Consider the following 24,818-nt stretch of genomic DNA (forward strand, 5'->3'; position numbering starts at 1 on the left):
GACTGTATTACCTTTACTTGACACTGACGCCGTCGAAGCGCGCATAACCGAGCGGCTCGATACGCATGTCGACCACCTTCTTGCTGACAGGCTGGTACACCGTCGAGTGAGCGATCGCCGAGAACGGCAGTTGCTGCGCGAAGATCTGCTGCGCCTGCATGTAAGCCGTCGTGCGTGCGCCCTGATCGGTCGACTCGCGGCCCTTCTGGACCAGATCCTCGAACGGCTTGTAGCACCACTTCGAGAAGTTGTTGCCGTTCACCGCTTCGCAACCGAGCAGCGTGCCGAGCCAGTTATCCGGATCGCCGTTGTCGCCGGTCCAGCCGATCAGCATCGTGTCATCTTCACCTGCGTGCGCGCGCTTGATGTACTCGCCCCATTCATACGTGACGATCTTCGCCTTCACGCCGATCTTGGCCCAGTCGGCCTGGATCATTTCCGCCATCAGGCGGGCGTTCGGGTTATACGCGCGTTGCACCGGCATCGCCCACAGCGTGATGTCGAAGCCGTTCGCATATCCGGCCTTCGCCAGCAGCGCCTTGGCCTTGTCCGTGTCGAAGGACGCGCTCTTCAGGTTCTTGTCGTACGACCATTGGGTCGGCGGCATCGGGTTCGTCGCGGCCTGGCCTGCGCCTTGATACACCGACTCGATGATCGCCTTCTTGTTGATCGCCATGTCGAGCGCCTCACGCACTTCGAGCTTGTCGACCGGCTTGTGCGTCACGTTGTACGCGAGGTAGCCGAGGTTGAAGCCCGGCTGCGACGGCATCGCGATGTTCGCTTCAGCCTTCAGCGGCGCGATGTCGGCCGGACGCGGATAGCTCATCACCTGGCATTCGTCGCGCTTGATCTTCTGCACGCGCACACCGGCGTCCGGCGTGATCGAGAAGATCAGCTTCGAGATCTTCACTGTGTTCGGCTTCCAGTAATCCGGATTGCCGTCGAAACGGATCGTCGCGTCCTTCGTGTAGCTGCGGAAGATGAACGGGCCCGTGCCGACCGGGTTCTGGTTGATATCGGCAGCCTTGCCGGCCTTCAGCAGTTGGTCCGCATATTCACCGGAGAGGATCGACGCGTATTCCATCGCCATGTTCTGGATGAACGGCGCGTTGACTTCCTTCAGCGTGAACTTGACCGTGTACGGATCCACCTTTTCGACGCTGGCGATCAGCTTGTCGAGGCCCATGTCCGTGAAGTACGGGAATTGAACCGGGTACGCCTTACGGAACGGCTGGTTCGTGTCCAGCATGCGCTGGAACGTGAACACGACGTCGTCCGCATTGAATTCACGCGTCGGCTTGAAGAACGACGTGGTCTGGAACTTCACGCCATGACGCAGATGGAACGTGTAGGTCTTGCCGTCCGCGGAGACATCCCACTTTTCGGCGAGGCCCGGCTCGACCTTGGTGCCGCCGCGCTCGAATTCGACGAGGCGGTTGTAGACGGTAAACGTATTAGCCGTGAAATCGGTGCCCGTGGTGTATTGGGCCGGATCGAAACCCGCAGGACTGCCTTCTGAGCAGTAAACCAGGGTTTTGTCAGGCAAGGTGGCCGCGTCCGCTGAGGCGGGCGCGAGGCCGGCAGCCAGGACGGCACAGGCGCTCAAGACTGGCAGGCAGGTATGGCGAACTGCAAACAGCAATCGGGATACTGTCATCACGTTCTCCGCACAGCAGCCATGTCAGCTGCGCTTCGATCATAGACAGCAGAAAAATCGGGTTCAATGCGGGCTTACGCGCGCAGAAGGAGAGACTCGACGAGGAGAGGGATTGCTGCGTCGCAGCATCGGCTTGAAGTGTGGAATTCCGTGGCGCAAAAAAAACCGCGCGGCTGGATAAGCCGCGCGGTTTTATACAAAGGCTACTCGGAACCTAAGCGCCCAGCCGTTCGCAGATCGCCTTGGTCGCCGCAGCGCCATTGAGCGTGTAGAAGTGCAGACCCGGCACCTTCGCGTCGATGAGACGCTGGCACAGGTCCGTCACCACATCCAGCCCGAACGCGCGAATCGACTCGCGGTCGTCGCCGAAGCTTTCCAGACGGCGCGCGATCCAGCGCGGCACTTCCGCGCCGCACATCTCCGAGAAACGCATCAGCTGCGAGAAGTTCGTGATCGGCATGATGCCCGGCACGATCGGCACGTCGACGCCGAGCTTCCGCGCGTCGGCGACGAAACGGAAGTACGCGTCCGCGTTGAAGAAATACTGCGTGATCGCCGAATTAGCGCCGGCCTTCACCTTGCGGGCGAAGTTTTCCAGATCGTGACGCGGCGAGCGCGACTGCGGGTGGTACTCCGGGTAGCCGGCCACCTCGATCCAGAACCAGTCGCCGAACTCGGCGCGGATAAAGCTCACCAGTTCCGACGCGTAGCGCAGTTCGCCGACCTCGCCCATGCCGGACGGCAGATCGCCGCGCAGCGCGACGATATGGCGGATGCCATGCGCGCGGTACTCGTTGAGGATCGCGCGCAGGCTCTCTCTCGACGAGCCGATGCACGACACGTGCGGCGCCGCTTCGAGCCCTTCCTTCGCCATTTCGACGACGGTATCGAGCGTGCCCTGTTGCGTCGAGCCGCCGGCGCCGAACGTGACGGACACGAACTTGGGCTTGAGCGGCGCGAGTTGCGCGCGGGTGGCGCGCAGCTTGTCGACGCCTTCCTGCGTTTTCGGCGGGAAGAATTCGAATGAAAGTTCGATCGGGTTCATGTTTCAGTAGATCAACCGATACTGCGGTTGCCGAAAATAAGCGCGGACAGCAGCCACGAAACGATGCTGTACAGAATCGAGCCGAAGAACGCCGACCAGAAACCCGATACTTCAAATCCCTTCAGCAGCGACGCGCACAGCCAGAAGCACAACGCATTGACCACCAGAATGAAAAGTCCGAGCGTGACGATCGTGACGGGCAGCGTCAGCAGGATCAGCACCGGTCGCAAGATCGTATTGATCAACCCGAGCACCACCGCGACGATCAAGGCGGTGCCGAAACTGCGGATATGAATCGACGGTACGAGGTAGGTGATGATCAGAAGCGCAAGCGCGTTGATCAGCCAGGTCAGCAGCACGGTCATGTAGAGCTCCTTTGAGGCAGGATGTCCGTTTGAACGGAAAAAGGCGGGCATGGCGAACAAAGCGGCGCCTTGCGCGCCGCCCTGTCGTCAAACTGTCATGCTTTAAAACCGCCTGCGTGCTTAATCTTACTTAGTAGCGTTGCTTAGTAACGTTACTTAGTAGCGGTAGTGGTTTGGCTTGAACGGACCGTTCTTGTCGACGCTGATATAGCTCGCCTGATAATCCGACAGCACGGTCAGTTCTGCGCCGATACGACCCAGATGCAGACGTGCGACCTTTTCATCAAGGTGCTTCGGCAACACGTAGACCTTGTTTTCGTACTTGTCGCCGTGAACGAACAGCTCGATCTGCGCGATCGTCTGGTTGGTAAACGATGCCGACATCACGAACGACGGGTGACCCGTCGCGCAACCCAGGTTCACGAGACGCCCTTCAGCCAGCAGGATGACGCGCTTGCCGTCCGGGAAAATGATGTGGTCGACTTGCGGCTTGATGTTTTCCCACGTGTACTTGCGCGTCGATGCAACGTCGATTTCCGAATCGAAGTGACCGATATTGCAGACAATCGCGTTGTTGCGCATGGCAGCCATATGATCGTGGCCGATCACGTGGAAATTGCCCGTTGCCGTCACGAAAATGTCGGCCTTGTCGGCGGCATATTCCATCGTCACCACGCGATAACCTTCCATCGCTGCCTGCAAGGCGCAGATCGGATCGATTTCCGTGACCCACACCGTGGCGCCCAGACCGCGCAGCGATTGTGCGCAACCCTTGCCCACATCGCCGTAACCGGCCACAACCGCGATCTTGCCCGCGATCATCACGTCGGTTGCGCGCTTGATACCGTCGACCAGCGATTCACGGCAGCCATACAGGTTGTCGAATTTCGACTTCGTGACCGAATCGTTGACGTTGATGGCCGGGAACGGCAGGCGCCCGTCCTTTTCCATCTGGTACAGACGATGCACGCCGGTCGTGGTTTCTTCGGTCACGCCTTTGATGTGCGCGAGACGCGTGGAGTACCACACCGGATCCGCGTCCAGATGACGGGCGATCGACTTGTACAGCGAGACTTCTTCTTCGTTTTCCGGCTTCGAGATCACCGAACGGTCTTTCTCAGCCTTCGAGCCGAGGATCAGCAGCAACGTGGCGTCGCCGCCGTCGTCGAGGATCATGTTGGCGAATTCGCCATTCGGCCATTCGAAAATGCGGTGCGAGAATTCCCAGTATTCGTCGAGCGATTCGCCCTTGAATGCGAACACCGGCACGCCGCCTTCCGCAATCGCGGCGGCTGCATGGTCCTGCGTCGAGAAAATATTGCACGATGCCCAGCGCACGTCCGCGCCGAGTGCCGTCAAGGTTTCGATCAGCACGCCGGTTTGAATCGTCATGTGCAGCGAACCCGCGATGCGCGCGCCCTTCAGCGGCTGCGAAACCTTGTATTCCTCGCGCGTCTGCATGAGACCGGGCATTTCGGTTTCAGCGATATTCAGTTCCTTGCGGCCCCAGGCTGCAAGCGACATATCGGCGACGAGGAAATCTTGCTTGTTGTTTGAATCGAGAACTGCGGCGTTCATCACGCCCTCCTTTCTAAGAAATTGACTAGAAATTTGACGTGAGCGCGGTTCGATGCGGTGGATCGGAAAGCGCAATGCGCATCCTGACCCTCCGATTGAAGCCTCCGAGCCTGGCGGGCGGCCGGCGAATATGGCTGATTCGCGGTACCCGTCGCAACGCTCCTCGAAGACGAACGGCGATTGTAGCAAATCGAGATGGCTTCGGGGTGGCGCGGCTAGTGCCTTCTTGCGGCTCTTTGGTATTTGGCCGCGGGCGATGGCGAACCGGCGCGGCGCGCCTTGGCCCTGCTGTCGGGCCGCTTCGACCTTTGGGTCTACGCAGCGTGATTAGAAGGGGGCGACGCGGCGGGCTCCGCAGCGACGTTTGCCGTGCGCAACTGCTCGATGCCCGCTCGCGCGGTTTCGAGGAACTGCCTCGAAAATCGAAATGCGTCGGCCGTATCGGTGGGATCCGGCGTTTGCATGCCAAGCGCGATGCGGAAATAGCGCTCGGCGTGAATGCCCGCGTGGTAATGCATGCGCACTCGTTTCGCGTCAGCGAGGCGCCGGTTGCCGAAAATCTCGCGCAGGGCCCACGAAAACGCGCCGTCTTCGCCACCGATGCGGCGGAACGCATCATCCATCGGAAAGCCGCCGAGCGCGGCATACACCGCGCGGCGGATGATCAGACTGCTCGGCACCGTATTGCTGAGCGTCGCGGCGTGCTGGGCGAAGTCACCATGACCGGTGAGCTCGGTCGGAAAATCCGCGTACTCGACGTCGAGCCGCACGGACACTTCCTTAGGGTTCTGCGTGAGAAACGCGCTCGCGGCGGCTAACGCGCCGAGCAGGTATTCGTCGTCGGCGTCGAGGAAGGCAAGCAGACCGTGAGCAGCATGCATCGCGCCCCAGTTGCGCGCCCGAGCCGGGCCACCGTTGTACGGCATCTGCAGCAGGCCCACGCGCGGGTCGAGATGCCCGTAGTGCGCGACCAGGTCTGTGGAGGCATCAGTCGAGCCGTCGTCCACGACGATGATCTGCGCGGCTTCCGGCTGAATCACGCAACTCTGGAGTGCGCGGGCGAGCGTCGCCGCGCCGTTGTAGCAGGGAATGATGATCGAGATGGGCGTCATGGACTGAAACGGGCTCTGCGGGCCGAACGGTAGAGAACCGTCGATGTTATCCCGCTTCCGGCGGCTTCCATCCTGGAAAAGCGATGTGCGCGACCGCACCGAACAACGCACTGCGCGCGAACGGCGCCGATACGAAGCGCGTCATCACGTTGCACCAGAACATAAATTCGATGACTTACAATCGCTCAAATCATTCCAAATTGGAATTCTGGAGCCCGAGATCGTGGAACTACGAGCGCTGCGGTATTTCGTCGAAGTGGTCCGTCAACAGAGCTTCACCGTCGCCGCCGAGCAGATGTTCGTCACGCAGCCGACCATCAGCAAGATGGTCAAGTCGCTGGAAGACGAAATCGGCTCGCCGCTGCTGTTGCGCGACGGGCGCCAGATGGTGCTGACCGACGCCGGCCGGATCGTCTACCAGCGCGGTCAGGACGTGCTGGCGGCGCATGCGCAGTTGCAGGCCGAGCTGAACGATCTCGACACGCTCGGCCGCGGCGAGCTGACCATCGGCATTCCGCCGATGGGCGGCTCGCTGTTCACGCCGGCCATCGCCGCGTTCCGCCAGCGCTACCCGAAAATCGAGCTGAAACTGTTTGAACAGGGTTCGCGCGCGATTGAAGCCGCGCTGATCCATGGCGAGCTGGAGTTAGGTGGCGTGCTGCAACCGGTCGACCCGGAAAGCATCGAGGTGCTGCCGATGACGCGGCAATTGCTGTGGCTGGTCGCGCGCACCGGTTCGCGCTGGGACGATCTGCACGAAGTGCCGCTCGCCGAGCTCGCCAACGAGCCGTTCGTGTTCTACGGCGAGAGCCTCGCGCTCAACGATGTCGTGCTGAATGCGTGCCGCACCGCCGGCTTTGCGCCGACCATCGTCGGGCGCAGCGGGCACTGGGATTTTATGGCGGCGCTGGTGCTGGCCGGCGTGGGCATCGCGCTGTTGCCGGCGCCGTATTGCCGCCGGCTCGACGCGGCGCAGTTCACCTGCCGCCCCGTGGTGGACCCGGAGATTCCCTGGGAAATGGCGATTGGCTGGCGTCGCAACGGCTATCTGTCGCACGCGGCGCGCGCATGGCTGGAGGTGGCTCGCGAGACGCTGCCGGGCCAGGCCGGCGACGATTTCATGCTGGGGCCGGGTATCGGTGTGAGCGGCATCACGGCACCTGTTCAGACACCGCCGTCGTAAATGCGGCCACCGCAAACGCGGCCGGCCAAATGACAACATGCCGCCTGGCGCGAACCGGGCGGCATGTTGTCTTGGCAAAGCTGACCTCCAAGGCTTATCTCAAAGGCCCACCTCAAAGGTGCACCTCAGAGACGTACCTCCAAGGCTACCTAAGCGCCGTCATTACTGCTTCGCGACAAACTCGATGCGGCGGTTGGCAAAGCGGCCGCTTGCGGTATCGTTGCTCGCGACCGGACGCGCGTCGCCGTAACCTTGCGCGACCAGCGAATCCGCCGGCACACCCGTCTTCACGAGATACGCGCGGACCGATTCCGCGCGCTTCTTGGACAGTTGCAGATTGGCTTGTGCGCCGCCGACATTGTCCGAATAGCCGGCCACTTCAAGCTTCGCCGTCTTGCCGTTGCGCACGCAGGCTTTCAACACCTGCGCCGACTGGTTCAGATCTTCCAGTGCCGAGGCCGGCACGCGCGCGCCGGCGCTTGCAAAGTTGATCACCTGCAGGTTCAACACCTTGACCACATCCGCTACCGCACATGAGCTGTCCGGCGTGAGCAGGCCCTTGATCGCGCCGCGGAAATTCTCGGTTGCGTTGGCGACGGCCTGTTCGACGTTGAACGAACCGATCTGATACGACGCGCCGAACAGCGACTTGAGTTTGTCGAGCCAGCCGAGCTTCGCGTTCGCCGCGCTGCCGCTCAGCTCCACGTGCGAGCCGTCCACTTTCACTTCCGCGCCCGGCAATGCCATCAGCGGCAGCAGGCCGTCCAGATGAACGAGCCAGTCGGCCGGCTTGGTGTCCTGATCGACCGTGACGTTCGCGACGAAATGGTCAGCACCGAAGCGCTTTGTCAGCGCGTCAATCAGGTGGGTCTTTTCGACTTCGCTGTCGACCGTCGCGGTGAGCGTCGGCTTGCCGGCGGCGTCGACCGTGAAACTGAGCTGGCTGTCCTGGGTCGGCGCGGGTGCGGCGGCTGGTTGCTGCGCTTCGCTCGCGGCGCTTGCTGCTACCGCGGCGGGCGTGAAAGCCGCGACATCACTAACCGCAGGCGTTGAGGCCGCGGCGGCCGAGGCCTCAGCCGGTGCGGACGCGGGCTGCGCAGTTGCCGCGGCTTCCGCGCTACTGCGCTCGCTGCTTTGTTCGCCGCGTTGCTCGTTATGGCAACCGCGCAGGAACAGGAAAGCCAGCACCGCAGCGATCGCCGCGAGCAGCCACCACACCCACTTGCGCGAACGGCGCTCTTCGCGCACCACCGCGTCGGCCGGCACGCGGATGCTCGACAGAGCCTCGGCCACCGGCTTGGCGGCAGGCGTCGGATGGTCGATGTGTGCCGAGACCGCTTTCAGCTGCGACAGAATATTGCCGGCGAATGCGCCGAGTCCGCTCAGGCCGAGGCCGGCCATCAGACGGTCGTTCAGGTACGGCGAAATGGCCGGCAGTTGATGGCTCAGCAGGGTCGGCAGTTGGCCGACGTTGCCCTGACCTTCGAGAAAATGCCGCTTCAGCACGCCCAGCAGCGTTGCGCCGACGATACCCGTCATGGCGTGCGTCGCATGCGCCGGCACGCCGGTTTGGGTCGCGACTTCGTCGCTGAGCGTATCGACGCGGCGATCGAGTACACGCTCGAGCAACTGGCGCCCCACGCCTTCCAACTGGCTCACGCCGGTGGTGCTGCCGAGCAGTTGCGGCAACTGCTCGGCGATGTGGCCGTTCACCTCATGCGAGACGATTGTTGCGAACAGCGAACGCGCGCCGTCGAGCGTCGCGCCCTTCTGCATCAGGCCTGCGACCAGCGCCGGGCCAGTCGTTGCAAGCACCTTCTGGGTTGCGTCCGGCGGCAGCCCGAAGCGGGCCGCCAGCTGTCGCACGACACCGTCCGTCAACGCGGACTGAATCAGCTGAATCACATTGATACTCATCGCTTCGCTTCCTTGAGTTCCCGAACGCGCCACCTGACGCGCTCCTTTTCGCGGCGCGATTATAGGTTTGGGGAAATCTCATAAACGAAACGGCACAATTTATGACGAATTAACCGACGTTCGCCTAAATATTCTTATATTTGCAACCAAGATTAAGAATATTGCTGCTCCCTCAAGTCGCCACGCCGGCGACTCCCGTCGACGCCATTGCGTGCACGGTTTGCCCTTCGCGCCGACTCCCCGCGATCAGTTCGGCCGCGCGCTCGCCGATCATCACCGTCGGCGAATTCGTGTTGCCGCCGACCAGCGTCGGCATCACGGACGCATCGACGATCCGCAGTCCCGCCACGCCGCGCACCCGCAACTGCGGATCGACCACCGATTGCGCATCTCCGCCCATACGGCAAGTTGCCACCGGGTGATAGATTGTGTCGGCATGCTCGGCAATGGTCCGGCGCAACTCCCCCTCGGTCTGGCCGGAATGCGTGTACAACTCCTTGCCGCCATGCAGCGCCAGCGAAGGCGCGTCGAGAATGCGCCGCGCCATCTGCGTGCCTTCCACCAGCAGGTCGAGATCGCGTGAATCGCTGAAAAAACGCGGATCGATCACCGGTGCGGTGCGCGCGTCGGCGCTCGCGAGCGTCACCGTGCCGCGGCTGTGCGGCCGCAACACGCACACGTGCAGCGAATAACCATGGCCCCAGTGCATATGGCGGTTGTGGTCGTCGACAATCGCCGCGCAGAAATGCAGTTGCAGGTCCGGGCGCTCGAGCGTCGGCCGGCTCTTCAGAAACCCGCCCGCTTCGGCGACGTTGCTCGACAGCATGCCCTTCCCATGCCGCATGAAGGTCGCAAATTGCGGCAGCATCCGCGCGATGCCGCGAATCGAGAAGCCGGTCGGCTCGATCGACGACACCCGTTTGTTGATCGTGAAGTCGACGTGGTCGATCAGGTTCTGGCCCACCTCGGGCGCATCGTGCAGCACGGCAATACCAAGCGACTGCAAATGCGCCGCCGGTCCGATGCCCGAGCACATCAGCAGTTGCGGCGAATTGAACGCGCCCGCGGCCAGCACCACTTCGGCGCGCGCTTCAAGCGTCTCGGTACGGCCACCGCGCACGATTTCGACGCCGCTCGCGCGCTTGCCGTCGAAGGTCACGCGCAGCACCGTCGCATCGGCGATCGTATGGAGATTGGGGCGCTCGCGATCGTAAATATAGGCTCGCGCGACGCTGCAGCGCCGTCCGTCGCGCTGCGTCACCTGATAGAAGCCGACGCCTTCCTGGTCCGCGCCGTTGAAGTCGTTGTTCGGTTTGTAACCGGCTTCGGTCGCGGCCTGCACGAAACGCTTCGAAAACGGATTGCGATAGCGCAGATCGGACACCGTCAGCGGGCCGTCCGCGCCGTGCCATGCATCGGCGCCGCGCTCGTTGCCTTCGGCGCGGCGGAAATACGGCAGCACGTCGGCCCACGACCAGCCTTCGCAGCCGAGCTGCGCCCACTCGTCGTAATCGAGCGGATGGCCGCGCGTGTAGATCATTGCGTTGATCGCGCTCGACCCGCCGAAGCCCCGTCCGCGCGGCTGATAGCCCTGGCGTCCGGCGAGCCCCGGCTGGGGCGTCGTCAGATAGCCGTAGTTGGTCTTGAGTTTGTGCGGCACGACGGCCGCCACGCCCACCGGCATGTTCACGAACAGATTGCGGTCCGTATGCGGGCCGGCTTCGATCAGGGCGATCGTGGCGTCCGGGCAGCTATCCGCCAGACGGCTCGCGAGCGAGCAGCCGCCCGAGCCCGCACCGACGATAATGTAGTCGTATTGCATCCGCTCCTCCTGGTGGGGCCGCGTTGCTCGCAGACCCTGTCTCTGTCGGTCGGAGTTAGCGCTTTAGCTGTCGATCGGAGTTCGCGCTTTAGCGCGCTACTCCGATCCCATGCAAAGCTCGCTACTCCGATCCCATGCAAAGCTCGTTACTCCGATCCCATGCAAGCGATTGCAGCACACTTGTCTACGTGTGTTTCATCGGCATTGTAGGGAGCGTTCGGGCGCGACGGCGCGTTCATGTCAGAGCGATTCCTCTAAACGAAAGCCCGCCCGCGACCCTATGATGAAAGACGCGCATGCGCCCGCCAGGCCGCTGCGCACGGCATTCAAACACGGCGCCCGGCGCGCCGTCCTCAGAGCGTGCGGCACGACACGCGGCGATAAAACAGCACACCGTCGATCAGCGACGGCGCGCATCCGGTGAACGGAGACAGCAGATGGAACGGCACAGCTTCGGCCACACCCACGACGTGACAAATCAAGCGCCTCCGCTCGCGGACTACAACCTGTTTTCGAGCGACGTGGCGTTGTCCGCCGCCCTCGAACGCGAAGGGGCCGCGTGGCATCGCGAGGCCTTGCAGCGGCACGGAGCGGCACTCACCACACCGGAGACACTCGCGCTTGCCGAACTGGCGAACCGCCACGCGCCCGAACTTTTCACGCACAGCCCGCGCGGCGAACGCATCGATGCGCTGGAGTTTCATCCTTCGTGGCATACGCTGCTGTCGCTGTTGCGCCGCGAAGGCCTGCACGCCTTGCCGTTTTCGGATCCGCAGCGCGGTGCGATGGTCGCGCGTTGCGCCGGCTACTTCCTGCACGCGCAACTCGAATCCGGCTCCCTCTGCCCGCTGACGATGACCTTCGCGAGCATCCCGGTGTTGCAACGCGAACCCGCGTTGTTCGACACGCTGCGCGACAAGCTCTACGCCCGCGAACACGATCCACGCGATGTGCCGCTCACGCAAAAAACCTCAGCGATGATCGGCATGGGAATGACCGAGAAACAAGGCGGCTCGGACGTGCGCAGCAACCAGACCCGTGCGTATGCCACACGCGGCAGCGGCCGTGGCGCGGAATACCGCCTTGTCGGTCACAAATGGTTTTTCTCCGCGCCGCAATGCGACGCCCATCTGGTGCTCGCCCGCACCGACGATCACGAAGGCCTCTCATGCTTCTTCGTGCCGCGCTTCGCGCCGGACGGCAGCAAGAACGCCGTGCAGATCCAGCGTCTGAAAGACAAACTCGGCAACCGCTCGAATGCCAGCAGCGAGGTCGAATTTTTCGACGCATTCGGCATCATGATCGGCGACGAAGGCCGTGGCGTGCCGACCATTATCGAAATGGCGAACTACACACGGCTCGATTGCGTGATCGGCAGCGCGGCCTTGATGCGTGCGGCGCTGGTGCAGGCGATCCACCATGCACGGCACCGCAGCGCCTTCGGCCGGCAGCTGGCCGATCAGCCGCTGATGCGCAATGTGCTCGCCGACCTGGCGCTGGAATCGGAAGCCGCGACGGTGCTGTTCATGCGGCTCGCGCGCGCTTTCGAAGAGTCGGCCGATGCGTCGTCGGCCGCGCCCGCCGAACGCGCATGGCGCCGGATCGTCACCCCGGCTGCGAAGTACTGGGTCTGCAAGCGCACGCTGGAATTCACCGGCGAGGCGATGGAAGTGTGGGGCGGCAACGGTTATGTCGAAACCGGTCCGATGGCGCGCTTCTATCGTGAAGCGCCCGTGAACTCGATCTGGGAAGGCTCGGGCAATGTGATGTGTCTCGACGTGCTGCGCGCCATGGAGCGCGAGCCCGACGCGGCGCAGGCCTTGTTCGCCGCATGGCAAGCGGATGCGCAAGGGCACCCGGCTTTGAGCGCCGCGCTTGGCAAGCTCGCCGCCACACTCAACGGACCCGCCGAACATCGCGAAGCATCCGCGCGACGGATCGCGCAGCAGATCGTGCTGATCGCGCAGGCCACCTTGCTCCTGAAGCATGCGCCGGCGGAAGTCGCCGAGGCCTTCATCGCGACGCGTCTCGCCGACGGCTGCGGCGAGAGCGGCCGTGTGTACGGCACGCTGCCGGCCACGTTAGACCACGCGGCGATCATCGAAAGAGCTTTTCCCGCTTGAAGCCAGCTGGACGGATCGACCGGGATTCCACGTTTCAGGTTTGAAGCGGGCGAACCCGCCCGCGCTTTTGCAAAGCCTTTCGCAAGACCGTCGCAACACACGACGACACACGACAACACACCGATAAGCGCGATTCAACGCGCATTGCTATCCATCAGGGAGTGGACATCTATGAAGAACGATCTGCCGGAAGTCGCCGCGCTCGAAGCGCTGCTGCGCGATCAACGCCATGCTTATTTGCGCGCGCCGTATCCGTCGTGGGAAGCCCGTGCCGGGCATCTGAAAGCACTGCGCAAAGTCATGCTCGACAACCGCGACGCACTCGCCGACGCGATGAACGCCGACTTCGGCAATCGCGCGAAACAGGAAGTGCTGCTCGCCGAATTTCTGCTGCTGAAAGAAGAGATCGACGCCGCGCTCAGGCACGGCAAACGCTGGATGAAAGCACAGCGCCGAAGCACCAACAAGTGGCTGATGCCGGCGCGCGCGAAAGTCGTGCCGCAGCCGCTCGGCGTGGTCGGCATCATCGTGCCGTGGAATTATCCGGTGCTGCTCGCCACCGGTCCGCTGATCAGTGCGCTGACGGCGGGCAACCGCGCCATCATCAAGATGTCCGAATTGACGCCGCGCACCTCGGAGCTATTCGAGCAGCTGATCGGCCAGACCTTCGCACGCGATCACGTCGCCGTAGTGAACGGCGACGCCGCGCTCGCCGCCGCGTTCAGCGCGCAACCGTTCGACCATCTGCTGTTCACCGGCTCGACCAAGGTCGGCCATGAAGTGATGCGGGCCGCCGCCGAACATCTGACGCCGGTCACGCTGGAGCTCGGTGGCAAGTCGCCGGCCATCATCGGTCAGCATGCACGCTTCGACAACGCGGTGGATAACCTCGTCGCCGGCAAGACGCTCAACGCGGGCCAGACCTGCGTCGCCCCGGACTATGTGCTGGTGCCGCGCGGCAAGGAGCAGGCGTTCATCGACCGGGCGCGCGCGCGGATGGCGAAGATGTACCCGGACTTTGCGCACAACCTCGATTACACGTCGATCATCTCCGAGCGGCACTTCGCGCGGCTGCAGCGTCTTGCCGATGAAGCGCAGGCCGCCGGCGCGCAACTGCACACGCTCACCGACAGCACGCCGGACGAGGCAAGCCGCCGCTTCCCGCTGATCGCCGTCACGAATGCGCCGGACGAAAGCGCACTGATGCAGGAGGAGATCTTCGGCCCGCTGCTGCCGATCGTTTCTTATGACACGCTCGACGACGCGATCGCGTGGATCAACGCGCGTCCGCGTCCGCTCGCGCTGTATCTCTACGCCGACGACACCGCGACCATCGAACGCGTCACGCGCGACACCATCGCGGGCGGCATGGCGATCAACGAAACGCTGATGCATCTGGCGTGCGAAAGCCTGCCGTTCGGCGGCGTCGGTGCGAGCGGGATGGGGGCGTATCACGGTTACGAAGGCTTCGTGACCTTCTCGAAGATGAAGCCGGTGCTGACGCAGGCGCGCCTGAACGCGCGCGGATGGATTTCACCGCCGTACGGCAAGCGGGTGAATGCGCTACTGAAGCTGATGATGCGGTTTTGACGGGGCGGCCATCCGGGCGGCGGGCAACCGTGGGTCGGCCATCCGGGGGCGGCCGCCTCAGCGCCCGTGCGCCCCACCAGAAACATCCGCTATGTCCGTCGCGACCACATCAGTCACGTCCTGCACGGCGGCCGCCCCGCCTTCCGGCTCTACCTCAGCACCGCTTTCCAGCCGATGCAGCCACGCGAGCAACTCCGCCACCGCCTGATAAAGCTGCTGCGGAATCCGCGTATCGAGATCGACCTGCATCAGCAATGAGACCATTTCCGGCGCCTCGTGCACATACAGGCCGGCCTCCTTGGCGCGCTGCACGATCATCTCGGCCAGCATGCCGTAGCCTTTGGCGATCACGCGTGGTGCGGGATCGCTGCCTTTTGCGTCGTAGACGAGCGCGGCCGCGCTGCGGCGATTTTTGCGGCTCATCACATATCCCAATCGAAATCGTCGAGCGGCGTGACTCCCGGGCGGGTAACACGGGCCGCACGGCGCCCCGCCGCCACCTTGTCAGCCGCCGAGGCAGCCGACGCCGCCGAAGCCGAGCGCGCATACGCCGACGCTGCCGCCAGCCCGGCGGCCGCAGCACCCGCCGCGGTAGCCGGCATGCCGCCGCCGATCTCACGAATCGTCAACCCATTCAGTTCGATGCCCGCTGCCGCGAGCCGCTGCCGAAAGCTCTCGCCCTGCGCCGCAAGCCGCGCCGCGCCGCCAGGACTCGCCTGCACACGCGCGACCAGCCGCGAGCCGGTCAGCGTCAAGTCCGCATCAACGGTGCCGAGCGTCGGCAGTGACAGCGTCAGCCGCGTACGCCACGGTTGATCGTCCTCGCTCGCCATGCCACCGCCGCTGCGGTCCCATTCGTCGCCTTCCTGCTCAATGGTCCAGTCGAGCTTGGCGCCCGGCCATGCTTCGCCGGTCCAGCGAAACTGCCCGGTGGCGAGCAGATCGAGTTGCTGACGCACCAAAGGAACGGTTGCGGGATGAACCGCAGCCGCCATCGATTGCGAGTTTTGCGACGACCCGTCGTCGGCCAGTTGCGCCGCGGTGCTGCGTAAGCTCGAATGCGCCGGCTGGCCGTTCAGGTCCGACAGAGAACTCGCCAGCACCTCGCCCGCTACGAAGCGCGCGGCCTGCGCGGTCTGGATCGACGGCATCGCGCGGGCTACCGCGTTGCCGTCCGGCGCGCCGTTGGCCGGACCGTTGGGTCCCGCTCCCATGCCCTGCCGGGGCGCCGCACTAGAGGAAGCGGCCTGATCGGCGTCGCTCGCCCAGTCGAGCGGCAATTGCGCGGCGGCGGCCACCAGCTTGTTTTGCGCCTCGCCGGCCAAGGCGGCGGGCGGCCGCTGCCCCGCCAACCATTGCGCGAGATGGGATTCGTAAAACAGGCCGCTTTCGCCCACCGTCTGTTCGAGCGCGGCCGCAAGCGCTGCGACCGGCACCTGAGCCGCCGCCACATTGGCGGTGGCCGCGGTGGCCGCGCTACCGGCGGTATTCGGATTCGCAGATGAAGCAGCGGGCGTGGCAGCCGCATCGAAGAGCGGCAAGCCGCCAGCTTCGACGTCGAGCGCCGGAGCAGCCGGCCAGATCGGCGTCTGACCGAGCACCGCCGGGGTCGCCTCGCCGCCTGAGTTCAAGATCGCATTGAGCGTCAGCGCGACGGCGGACAGCGCGGTTTGCGCAGAAGCCGGCGGTGTCGCGGGGGGCGTAACGGGTGTGGTATTGAGATGCTCGGTATCGAGCCCCGCCGCGCCAGTCTGCGAGGCCGTCGCACTGCCCGGTGCGAGATTGAGCAGACTGTCGACCCGGTTCGCAAGCAGCGAAGTGACGACCGCGTCGATTCCGTTCATACCGATTCCTTGGTCACAGTGGCGGCAGCGCGCTCAAATCCAGTCAGGCGGACTCATGCAGCGGATGGGCCGCGGGCACGCTCAGCGCGCCCCGTACAGTTCCTTGAGCACGCGAGTCGGCCGTCCGGCGAACAGAGCCGATAGATTGGCCATGCGCGGATTCGCCAGATCGCGGATCGCAGCGTCGTCGGCCAGGATTTGACGGATCAGCGCGTACTTGCGCAGGCGCTCCGCATCGTCCAATCTGACGCCGGTTTCCGCGTCTTTCAACGCGTCTACCAGTTTCCGATATTCGTCCTGCAAGTGGACCAGATCGCTCCACAGGGCGCGCCGGGCAGCCGTCAGCATGCGGCGGGAAATCGCTGCAATCGCCTCATAGCGGGCGAAATATTCTGCGTTCGATGTCATCTCATGCTTTCCGCGGCCGGCTGGGCTGCCATCCGCGCGATCTCCGGGGCAATCCCGATCCATGCCTCTTCGAGCGTCGCCAGCAGGCCGTCGACCTCGACCAGCATTGCCTCGCTCTGTTTTATATTGGCTTCGAGCAGCCGGCGCGACATATAGGTATATAGCGCGTCCAACCGCTCTGCAATCTCGCCGCCCACCTCAAGGTTCAGCGACAATTGCAGCCCGCTTTCGACGATCTGAATCGCCTTGCCGATCGCCTCTCCGCGAGCCGACACATTGCCTTGCTGCACATGCATGCGTGCTTGCGCAATCGCTTGCCGCGCGCCCTGATACAACATCACGATCAGACGATGCGGACTCGCGCCCATCACCCCTGTCTCGACGCCGACGCGCGCGTACGCATTGGCTCCAGAGTGTCCTGGGGAAAACATCGGCGCTCCTCCTCTCTCACACTGCGGTTAGTCGTGGCACCCCATCCGGGTACGTTGCCGCACCCTGATTTCTGCCTATACCTGGTTATCGGATAGGCAGCGGGAAAGCTTTAGGCCGGTGTAAGGAGGATTAAGGAGCCGATGGAGGCGATATCAGGCATTCACACCGACATCTGCATGATGTCGTTATAGGCCGTCACCAGTTTGTTGCGCACCTGCAGGCCGAACTGGAAGCCGATGTTGGCCTTCTGCGAGTCGACCATCACGTCGTTTAGTGAGACGTTCGACGCGCCGAGTTCGAACGCCTGCGATTCGCCGGCCGCCTTGGTCTGATCGCCGCTGATCTTGTCCAACGACGCTTTCAGCGCCGAGGCAAAACCGCCGGCCGTAGCTGCACCGGACTGGCCGGCCACCGGGTTGCTGCTGCCGGCCGCTTGCGCCGCCATCGACTGCATCTGTTGCAGCGCCGACGAGAGCGCGTTCACGGGCAAAGTCATGTTCTCTCCTGGGAATGACGACCGGCATGCGGGAAACCGTACCGATCTGGACCAAAGCATAGCAGTGGGTTATCCGGGAAAGCCCCGAAACTAGGGGGGAAACCCGGCTCTATTCAAGCAATCGGGTTGAGCGGCGCTGCGGATAATTTCAATGGTGAAAGTCTCTGTCCGCACGCCCGCCGACCCTCGGTACGCTCCTGCGACAGAACGCAAAGGCATCCCGGAGATACCCGACGCATGGATTCGTCAGCCAACTCTTTGATCAACCCCGACGCCCGCATGGGCCTCGCCGGCGCGCAGCCGGGCGCCGGTGCTGCCGGCACCGGCCAGCCCGGCGGTGCCGCGGACCTCGGTGCCCTGGGGAGCAACCTGGGCGGCAACTTCGGCCAGCGCCTGTCGGGTCTTGCGCAAATGCGCGGCAACCCGCGCGCGCCGCTGATTTTCGCGGTCGCGCTGCTGGTCGCCATCGTCGCGGGTCTGTTCCTGTGGTCGCGCGCGCCGGACTACAAGGTGCTCTACAGCAACCTGTCGGATCGCGACGGCGGCGCCATCATCACCGCGCTGCAGGCCGCCAACATCCCCTACAAGTTCTCCGACGCCGGTGGCGCGATCCTCGTGCCGGCCGAGCAGGTGCATGAAATGCGTCTGCGTCTGGCTTCGCAAGGTCTGCCCAAGAGCGGCTCGGTCGGCTTCGAACTGATGGACAACCAGAAGTTCGGCATCAGCCAGTTCGCCGAGCAGATCAATTACCAGCGCGCACTGGAAGGTGAGCTGGAACGCACGATCGAGTCGATTTCGTCGGTGAAGTCGGCGCGTGTACATCTGGCGATTCCGAAGCCTTCCGTGTTCGTGCGCGACAAGGAAGCGCCGTCGGCCTCCGTGCTGGTCAACCTTTACCCGGGCCGCGCGCTCGACGAAGGCCAGGTGCTGGCGATCACCCATATGGTGTCGTCAGCGGTGCCGGATATGCCTGTGAAGGGCGTGACCATCCTCGATCAGGATGGCAACCTGCTGACGCAGCCGTCCACCGGCAGCGGTCTGGACGCCTCGCAACTCAAGTACCGCCAGCAGATCGAGCGCAACACCCAGCAACGCATCGACGCGATCCTGTCGCCCCTGTTCGGTTCCGGCAACGCGCATTCGCAGGTCAGCGCCGATATCGACTTTTCGCGCAGCGAGCAGACCTCGGAAAACTACGGCCCGAACGGCACCCCGCAGCAGGCGGCGATCCGCAGCCAGCAATCGAGCACCGCCACCGAAATGTCGCAAGCCGCGGCCTCGGGCGTGCCGGGCGCGCTGTCGAACCAGCCGCCGCAGCCGGCTTCCGCGCCGATCACGGCCGGCAACGGCACGCCTGGCGTGACGACCACGCCGGTCAGCGACCGCAAGGATTCGACCACCAACTACGAACTCAATAAGACCGTGCAGCATCTGGAGCAACCGATGGGCGGCATCAAGCGTCTGTCGGTGGCGGTGGTGGTCAACTATCTGCGGGTGGTTGACGCCAAGGGCCACGCGATCATGCAACCGGTCACCGCCGACAAGCTCGCGCAGGTCAATCAGCTGGTGAAGGACGCGATGGGCTTCGACGCCGCGCGCGGCGACTCGGTCAACGTGGTCAACAGCCCGTTCACCGCCGACATCGACCCGGATGCCAACCTGCCGTGGTGGCGCACGCCGGACATGATCGCGCTCGCCAAGCAGATCGCGACCTACCTCGGCATCGGCGCAGTCGCCCTGTTCCTCTACTTCGTGATGGTCAAGCCGGCGCTGCGCCGCGCTTTCCCGCCGCCGGAGCAGACCGCCGCCGCGGCGCTACCGTCGCCGGACGAGCCGATCCTGCTGGACGGCATTCCGGCCGCCGAGCGCGCGGGCGCATCTACCGTCGCCGAACTGGAAAGCGACAGCGAATTGCTCGCGCTGGAAAGCTCGAAACACAAATACGAACGGAATCTGGAATTCGCGCGCAACATCGCCCGCCAGGATCCGAAGATCGTCGCAACCGTCGTGAAAAATTGGGTGTCCGATGAGCGCTGAAGGCGTAATGAAGAGCGCGCTCCTGCTGATGTCGATCGGCGAGGAAGAGGCCGCGCAGGTGTTCAAATTCCTCGGGCCGCGTGAGGTTCAGAAGATCGGCGTCGCGATGGCCGCGCTGAAGAACGTGACGCGCGAGCAGGTCGACGAGGTCTTGCAGGAATTCGTGCGCGAAGCCGAGCAGCACACCGCCCTTTCGCTCGATTCGAGCGAGTACATCCGTTCGGTGCTGACGAAGGCGCTCGGCGACGACAAGGCCGGCGCGATCATCGACCGGATTCTGCAAGGCAGCGATACCAGCGGTATTGAAGGCCTCAAGTGGATGGACTCCGCCGCAGTAGCCGAGCTCATCAAGAACGAGCACCCGCAGATCATCGCGACCATTCTCGTGCACCTGGACCGCGACCAGGCTTCGGAAATCGTCGCCTGCTTCACCGAGCGCCTGCGCAACGACGTGCTGCTGCGGATCGCCACGCTCGACGGCATCCAGCCGGCCGCGCTGCGCGAACTCGACGATGTGCTGACGGGCCTCCTGTCCGGCAGCGACAACTTGAAGCGCAGCCCGATGGGCGGCATCCGCACGGCGGCCGAAATTCTCAACTTCATGTCGAGCAACCATGAAGAAGGCGTCATCGAGAACGTTCGCCAATACGACGCGGAACTTGCGCAGAAGATCATTGATCAGATGTTTGTGTTCGAGAACCTGCTCGATCTGGAAGACCGCGCGATCCAGCTGTTGCTGAAGGAAGTCGAGTCCGAGGCGTTGATCATCTCGCTGAAGGGTGCGCCGCCCGCGCTGCGCCAGAAGTTCCTGTCGAACATGTCGCAGCGTGCTGCCGAACTGCTCGCCGAAGACCTCGATGCGCGCGGCCCGGTGCGCGTCTCCGAAGTCGAGACGCAGCAGCGCCGCATCCTGCAGATCGTGCGCAATCTGGCGGAAAGCGGCCAGATCGTTCTAGGCGGCAAGGCGGAAGATGCTTATGTCTGATCAGAACTCCACGGCGAAGGAAAGCCTCTCGGCCTACCAGCGCTGGGAGATGGCCTCGTTCGATCCGGTGCCGCCCGCGCCGCCCGAACCCGAAGTCGACGACGGCGCGTTCGAAGCCGAACTCGAACGTCTGCGCGACGCCGCGCATGCGCAGGGCGTCGCGACGGGTCACGTGGCAGGACAGGCGCTCGGTTATCAGGCCGGTTATGAGCAAGGCCACGCTCAAGGTTTCGAGCAGGGCCAGAGCGAAGCGCGCGAAGAAGCGGCGCGTCTTGCCGCGCTGGCCGAGACCTTCACGACGGCGCTCGACGGCGCGCAAGGCGCGATCTCCGAGACGCTGGTCGCGCTGGCGCTGGACATCGCCCAACAGGTGGTGCGCCAGCATGTGCAGCACGATCCGACCGCGCTGATCGCGGCGGCCCGCGAGGTGCTGGCCACCGAACCGGCGCTGGTCGGTGCGCCGGCGCTGATCGTCAGCCCCGCCGACCTGCCGGTCGTCGAAGCCTATCTGATGGAAGAACTGCAAACGCGCGGCTGGACCGTGCGCACCGATCCGTCGGTCGAACGCGGTGGCTGCCGCGCGCAAGCCGGCACCGGTGAAGTAGACGCCGGCATCGAAACGCGCTGGGAGCGCGTCGCCGCCGCACTCGGCAAGGTGAGCACATGGTGAAGCCGACGCTCGAAGAGATCCGCGCCAGCGATCTGACGCCGCTAGAACGCGAGCTGGCGCTGGCGTCGTTCGGCGCCGAGGCGCTAGCGGATGTGCCGGCTGCGGTGACACCCGCTGCGGCCGCAGTCGCAGCTATCGACGCTGCGTTGCGCGATCCGGGCGCCAGACACCCGGTTCATGGGCGTCCGGCGAAGGGTGCGGCGGCGAGCCGCGAATCCACCGCTGCAGATGTCACATCAAATGCCGCTTCTTCGAGTCCCGCTTCCCCCTCCCCCGCCCCGTACGATCCCGCACTCGACAGCAATCCGCACATGCAAGCCTGGCGCGGCCGGCTCGACGCGCTGCGCGCGCGCAACGCCATCGCCAAGCCGATGCGTGCCTGCGGACGTTTGACGCGCGCCGCCGGTCTGGTGCTCGAAGCGGTCGGCCTGCGCCTGTCGGTCGGCGCCGAAGTGATGATCGAACTGCCGCCCGGCAGTTCGCTGCCGATGGCCGAAGCCGAAGTGGTCGGTTTCTCCGGCGACAAACTGTTTCTGATGCCGACCACCGAAGTGATCGGCCTGCTGCCCGGCGCACGCGTCTACCCACTCGAAAGCGCGCCGATCGCCGATCCGATGGCGGGCGCGAAGCGCTTGCCGGTCGGCTGGGAATTGCTCGGCCGCGTGCTGGACGCGTCCGGCCGCCCGCTCGACAGCCTGGGCCCGCTCGGCGCGCATGCCGATGCGCCGCTGTCCTCGCCAGTCATCAACCCGCTGAACCGCGAGCCGATTCACAAGGTGCTCGACGTCGGCGTGCGCGCGATCAACGCGCTCCTGACCGTGGGCCGCGGCCAGCGCATGGGCCTGTTCGCCGGTTCGGGCGTCGGCAAATCGGTGCTGCTCGGCACGATGGCGCGCTACACCAGCGCCGAGGTGATCGTGATCGGCCTGATCGGCGAACGCGGCCGCGAAGTGAAGGAATTCATCGAACAGATTCTCGGCGAGGAGGGCCTCGCGCGCTCGGTCGTGATCGCCGCGCCGGCCGACGTCTCACCGCTCTTGCGGATGCAGGCCGCGTCGTACTCGACCTCGCTCGCCGAATATTTCCGCGATCAGGGCAAGCACGTGCTGCTGCTGATGGATTCGCTGACCCGTTACGCGATGGCGCAGCGCGAGATCGCGCTGGCCGTGGGCGAGCCGCCCGCCACCAAGGGCTATCCGCCTTCGGTGTTCGCCAAGCTGCCGGCGCTCGTCGAGCGGACCGGCAACGGCCCGGCGGGCGGCGGCTCGATCACCGCGTTCTATACCGTGCTGACCGAAGGCGACGACCAGCAGGACCCGATCGCCGACTCCGCACGTGCGATTCTCGACGGCCACATCGTGCTGTCGCGCTCGCTCGCCGAGGCCGGCCACTATCCGGCGATCGACATCGAAGCGTCGATTAGCCGGGCAATGACCGCGCTGATCGACGATAACCATCTCGAGAAGACGCGTATGTTCAAGCAGATGCTGTCGCGCTATCAGCGCAACCGCGATCTGATCAACGTCGGCGCCTATTCGAGCGGGCGCGACGCGCTGCTCGACCGTGCGATTGCGCTGTATCCGCGGATGGAAGCGTTTTTACAACAAGGTTTTCGCGAATGCACGAACTTTGAACCGAGTCTCGCGATGCTGGACGCTCTGTTTGCCCAAGGAGGCTGACGATGGCGAAACACTTTCCGATCAAGACACTTATCGGCCTGGCTCAGGACGATGTGGATGCCGCCGCACAACGTCTGGGCCGCGCGCAGCGCGAGCGCAACGACGTGCAGTCGCAACTTGATTCGCTGGTGCAGTACCGCGACGAATATCACGCGCGCTTCACGACAACCGCCCAGACCGGCATGCCCGCCGGCAACATGCGTAATTTCCAGGCATTCATCGACACGCTCGACGCCGCCATCGAACAGCAGCGCAACCTGCTGGTGACGGCAAACGCGCGCGTCGAGGCTGCCAAGCCCGACTGGCAGCGCCAGAAGCAGAGGCTCGGCTCGTATGAAGTGCTGCAGGCGCGTGGCGAAGCCGCCGAAGCGAAAACCATGGCGCGGCGCGATCAGCGCGATGCCGACGAACACGCCGCCCGCATTCTGAGGATGCGTGCCGAGGGCGTTTGACGCACCCGAGCGCCGCCTAGATTAACCGAACACCCCGTTTGACGGATTGACAGGATTCCCTATGTCGCTTCTTTCACAGATCGGCTCGCTGCTCGGCTCCGCCAGCAGCACGTCCACCAGCGCGGCGATGGCCGCTGCGGCGAACGCCAAGCCGTTCTCGCAAACCCTGCAGCAGAGCATCGACCTGCAAAACAATGCAGCCGCGCAGAGCGCGAGCAAGCCGCAGGCTTCGTCGTCCTCTTCGTCTTCGTCTGCTTCCTCGTCGCCTTCGGCATCTTCGTCGAGCGTGCATGACGCGCCGCCGCCGCCCGATCCGTCGACGAAGAGCCCGGCTGCCGCGAGCAGCAACTCCGACAACAGCAACTCGAAGAGCGCTTCCTCATCCGACTCACCGTCCGCGTCGTCTTCGGCCTCATCGGCCGGTTCGTCGTCCGGTTCGTCGTCCGGTTCGTCCAACACGCAGCAGGCCTCGGCGAACAAGGGCAACGCGACATCGCCGAACTCCGGCAACACGACCACGCAGACCAACGCGGGCACGGCAGCAGCAGCCGCTGCCGCACAGGCTCAAGCTCAGGCTCAGGCCAACGCGAATAGCGCCACCGCTCCGGCGACCGTTGACCCTGCCACGGCACTGACTGACGCCGCGACCACGCAGCCCGGCACGGACACCACGACGGGCGGCGCCACGGGAAAAAAGACTGCCGCGACCGATCCGAAGTCGGCGCAGGACGCCTTGCAGGCGGCGCTGGCCGCGTTGGCGAGCGGCCAGGGTGTGGTTCCGGCACAGGCACTGGCAAGCGGCGCGGCGGCGAACGCAGCGACGACGGCAAACGGTCTGGGCACTGGCGCGAGTAACGGACTCAATGGACTCAACGGATCGGCGGACGGCAAGACGCTTGCGGCCGGTTTGTTCGGCGACGGCAAGGGATCGAGCGCCGGCAAGGCCGCGTTGACGGCGGCGACCACGACGGTGGCGGATCCATCGACGGCAGCGAAAGTGGCGACTGACGCGCTGAGCGCGACGGCTACCGGTGGAGCGCAGGCTGACGATCTGGCGTCCTTCAAGAGTGCGGCCGATGCTGCGACGGCGGCGCTGGCAGCCGGCCAGGCTGCGGCGAGCGCAGCGAATACGACGGCGGCTGTGCAAACGACGGGTAATGCCGGTGCTGCGGAAGTGGCGAATGTGTTGTCGCCGCCGGTGGGCACGACGGCTTGGGAAGACGCGTTGAGTCAGAAGGTGGTGTTTTTGTCGAATGCGCATTCGCAGAGCGCCGAGCTGACTTTGAATCCGAAGGATTTGGGGCCGCTACAGGTTGTGTTGCAGGTTGCCGATAACCATGCACATGCGTTGTTTGTTTCGCAGCACCAGCAGGTGCGGGAGGCTGTGGAGGCAGCGTTGCCGAAGCTTCGCGAGGCGATGGAG

Annotated in this window: 21 protein-coding genes and 1 riboswitch; of the genes, 9 read left to right on the forward strand and 12 right to left on the reverse strand. The window is 64.3% G+C overall.

Annotated elements, in window-relative coordinates:
* Positions 1–13: 13 nt before the first annotated feature.
* From GNZ13_RS13840 to GNZ13_RS13860, 5 genes are all read right to left on the reverse strand, one after another.
* Positions 14–1,657, reverse strand: coding sequence for an ABC transporter substrate-binding protein (locus GNZ13_RS13840; RefSeq protein ID WP_172164989.1), 1,644 nt, complete (start codon positions 1,655–1,657; stop codon positions 14–16).
* 214 nt (positions 1,658–1,871) lie between these two features.
* A complete protein-coding gene (gene metF / locus GNZ13_RS13845) occupies positions 1,872–2,702 on the reverse strand; it encodes a methylenetetrahydrofolate reductase [NAD(P)H] (RefSeq protein ID WP_172164992.1) in 831 nt (276 codons plus the stop codon).
* 11 nt (positions 2,703–2,713) lie between these two features.
* Complete coding sequence (locus tag GNZ13_RS13850) at positions 2,714–3,067, reverse strand: phage holin family protein (protein ID WP_028198543.1); 354 nt, start codon at positions 3,065–3,067, stop codon at positions 2,714–2,716.
* A 156-nt stretch (positions 3,068–3,223) separates the two neighbouring features.
* Positions 3,224–4,645 (reverse strand): adenosylhomocysteinase, encoded by a 1,422-nt coding sequence (gene ahcY / locus GNZ13_RS13855; protein ID WP_172164995.1) that lies wholly within the window; start codon positions 4,643–4,645, stop codon positions 3,224–3,226.
* A gap of 33 nt (positions 4,646–4,678) precedes the next feature.
* Positions 4,679–4,816, reverse strand: a riboswitch (S-adenosyl-L-homocysteine riboswitch).
* A gap of 143 nt (positions 4,817–4,959) precedes the next feature.
* Complete coding sequence (locus GNZ13_RS13860) at positions 4,960–5,757, reverse strand: glycosyltransferase family 2 protein (protein WP_172164998.1); 798 nt, start codon at positions 5,755–5,757, stop codon at positions 4,960–4,962.
* Between the two features lie 223 nt (positions 5,758–5,980).
* Here GNZ13_RS13860 and GNZ13_RS13865 point away from each other — a divergent pair, with 223 nt between their 5' ends.
* On the forward strand, positions 5,981–6,940 hold the full coding sequence (locus GNZ13_RS13865; protein WP_172165052.1) for a LysR family transcriptional regulator: 960 nt from the start codon (positions 5,981–5,983) through the stop codon (positions 6,938–6,940).
* 162 nt (positions 6,941–7,102) lie between these two features.
* Here GNZ13_RS13865 and GNZ13_RS13870 read toward each other — a convergent pair whose 3' ends face one another.
* Together GNZ13_RS13870 and GNZ13_RS13875 are read right to left on the reverse strand one after the other, a co-directional pair.
* Complete coding sequence (locus GNZ13_RS13870) at positions 7,103–8,857, reverse strand: OmpA family protein (protein ID WP_172165001.1); 1,755 nt, start codon at positions 8,855–8,857, stop codon at positions 7,103–7,105.
* A gap of 172 nt (positions 8,858–9,029) precedes the next feature.
* Entirely contained in the window at positions 9,030–10,679 is a 1,650-nt protein-coding gene (locus tag GNZ13_RS13875) for a GMC family oxidoreductase (protein ID WP_172165004.1), read from the reverse strand.
* A 437-nt stretch (positions 10,680–11,116) separates the two neighbouring features.
* On the opposite strand from GNZ13_RS13875, the gene GNZ13_RS13880 reads away from it, so the two are divergent.
* The gene (locus GNZ13_RS13880) at positions 11,117–12,802 is read left to right on the forward strand and encodes an isovaleryl-CoA dehydrogenase (RefSeq protein ID WP_172165007.1); all 1,686 of its coding nucleotides are present in this window, start codon (positions 11,117–11,119) and stop codon (positions 12,800–12,802) included.
* Positions 12,803–12,973: 171 nt separating this feature from the next.
* Positions 12,974–14,392, forward strand: a complete 1,419-nt coding sequence (locus GNZ13_RS13885) for a coniferyl aldehyde dehydrogenase (protein ID WP_172165010.1) — start codon at positions 12,974–12,976, stop codon at positions 14,390–14,392.
* Between the two features lie 57 nt (positions 14,393–14,449).
* Here GNZ13_RS13885 and GNZ13_RS13890 read toward each other — a convergent pair whose 3' ends face one another.
* The 5 genes from GNZ13_RS13890 to fliE all read right to left on the reverse strand — a co-directional run bounded on the left by GNZ13_RS13890 (position 14,450) and on the right by fliE (position 17,572).
* On the reverse strand, positions 14,450–14,815 hold the full coding sequence (locus GNZ13_RS13890; RefSeq protein WP_172165013.1) for an EscU/YscU/HrcU family type III secretion system export apparatus switch protein: 366 nt from the start codon (positions 14,813–14,815) through the stop codon (positions 14,450–14,452).
* Positions 14,815–16,236 carry a flagellar hook-length control protein FliK gene (gene fliK, locus GNZ13_RS13895; protein ID WP_172165016.1) on the reverse strand — a complete coding sequence of 474 codons (1,422 nt, stop codon included), beginning with the start codon at positions 16,234–16,236 and terminating at the stop codon, positions 14,815–14,817. Before fliK ends, GNZ13_RS13890 begins: the two co-directional genes overlap by 1 nt.
* 81 nt (positions 16,237–16,317) lie before the next feature.
* Positions 16,318–16,644, reverse strand: coding sequence for a flagellar protein FliT (locus GNZ13_RS13900; RefSeq protein WP_172165019.1), 327 nt, complete (start codon positions 16,642–16,644; stop codon positions 16,318–16,320).
* A complete protein-coding gene (gene fliS, locus GNZ13_RS13905) occupies positions 16,641–17,075 on the reverse strand; it encodes a flagellar export chaperone FliS (protein WP_172165022.1) in 435 nt (144 codons plus the stop codon). Before fliS ends, GNZ13_RS13900 begins: the two co-directional genes overlap by 4 nt.
* 161 nt (positions 17,076–17,236) lie before the next feature.
* Positions 17,237–17,572, reverse strand: coding sequence for a flagellar hook-basal body complex protein FliE (gene fliE, locus GNZ13_RS13910; protein WP_172165025.1), 336 nt, complete (start codon positions 17,570–17,572; stop codon positions 17,237–17,239).
* 237 nt (positions 17,573–17,809) lie between these two features.
* Here fliE and fliF point away from each other — a divergent pair, with 237 nt between their 5' ends.
* The 6 genes from fliF to GNZ13_RS13940 all read left to right on the forward strand — a co-directional run.
* The gene (fliF, locus tag GNZ13_RS13915) at positions 17,810–19,609 is read left to right on the forward strand and encodes a flagellar basal-body MS-ring/collar protein FliF (protein ID WP_172165028.1); all 1,800 of its coding nucleotides are present in this window, start codon (positions 17,810–17,812) and stop codon (positions 19,607–19,609) included.
* Positions 19,599–20,594 carry a flagellar motor switch protein FliG gene (gene fliG / locus GNZ13_RS13920; RefSeq protein WP_172165031.1) on the forward strand — a complete coding sequence of 332 codons (996 nt, stop codon included), beginning with the start codon at positions 19,599–19,601 and terminating at the stop codon, positions 20,592–20,594. The genes fliF and fliG overlap by 11 nt, the downstream gene beginning before the upstream one ends.
* Complete coding sequence (gene fliH / locus GNZ13_RS13925) at positions 20,581–21,264, forward strand: flagellar assembly protein FliH (protein ID WP_172165034.1); 684 nt, start codon at positions 20,581–20,583, stop codon at positions 21,262–21,264. Before fliG ends, fliH begins: the two co-directional genes overlap by 14 nt.
* Positions 21,258–22,943, forward strand: a complete 1,686-nt coding sequence (gene fliI, locus GNZ13_RS13930) for a flagellar protein export ATPase FliI (protein WP_172165037.1) — start codon at positions 21,258–21,260, stop codon at positions 22,941–22,943. Before fliH ends, fliI begins: the two co-directional genes overlap by 7 nt.
* Before the next feature lie 2 nt (positions 22,944–22,945).
* A complete protein-coding gene (gene fliJ, locus GNZ13_RS13935; protein WP_172165040.1) occupies positions 22,946–23,395 on the forward strand; it encodes a flagellar export protein FliJ in 450 nt (149 codons plus the stop codon).
* A gap of 61 nt (positions 23,396–23,456) precedes the next feature.
* Positions 23,457–24,818, forward strand: a 1,362-nt coding sequence (locus GNZ13_RS13940; protein ID WP_172165043.1) for a flagellar hook-length control protein FliK, incomplete at its 3' end; no start/stop codon positions are given.

The sequence above is a fragment of the Paraburkholderia elongata genome (assembly GCF_013177735.1).
Classification (GTDB): domain Bacteria; phylum Pseudomonadota; class Gammaproteobacteria; order Burkholderiales; family Burkholderiaceae; genus Paraburkholderia; species Paraburkholderia elongata.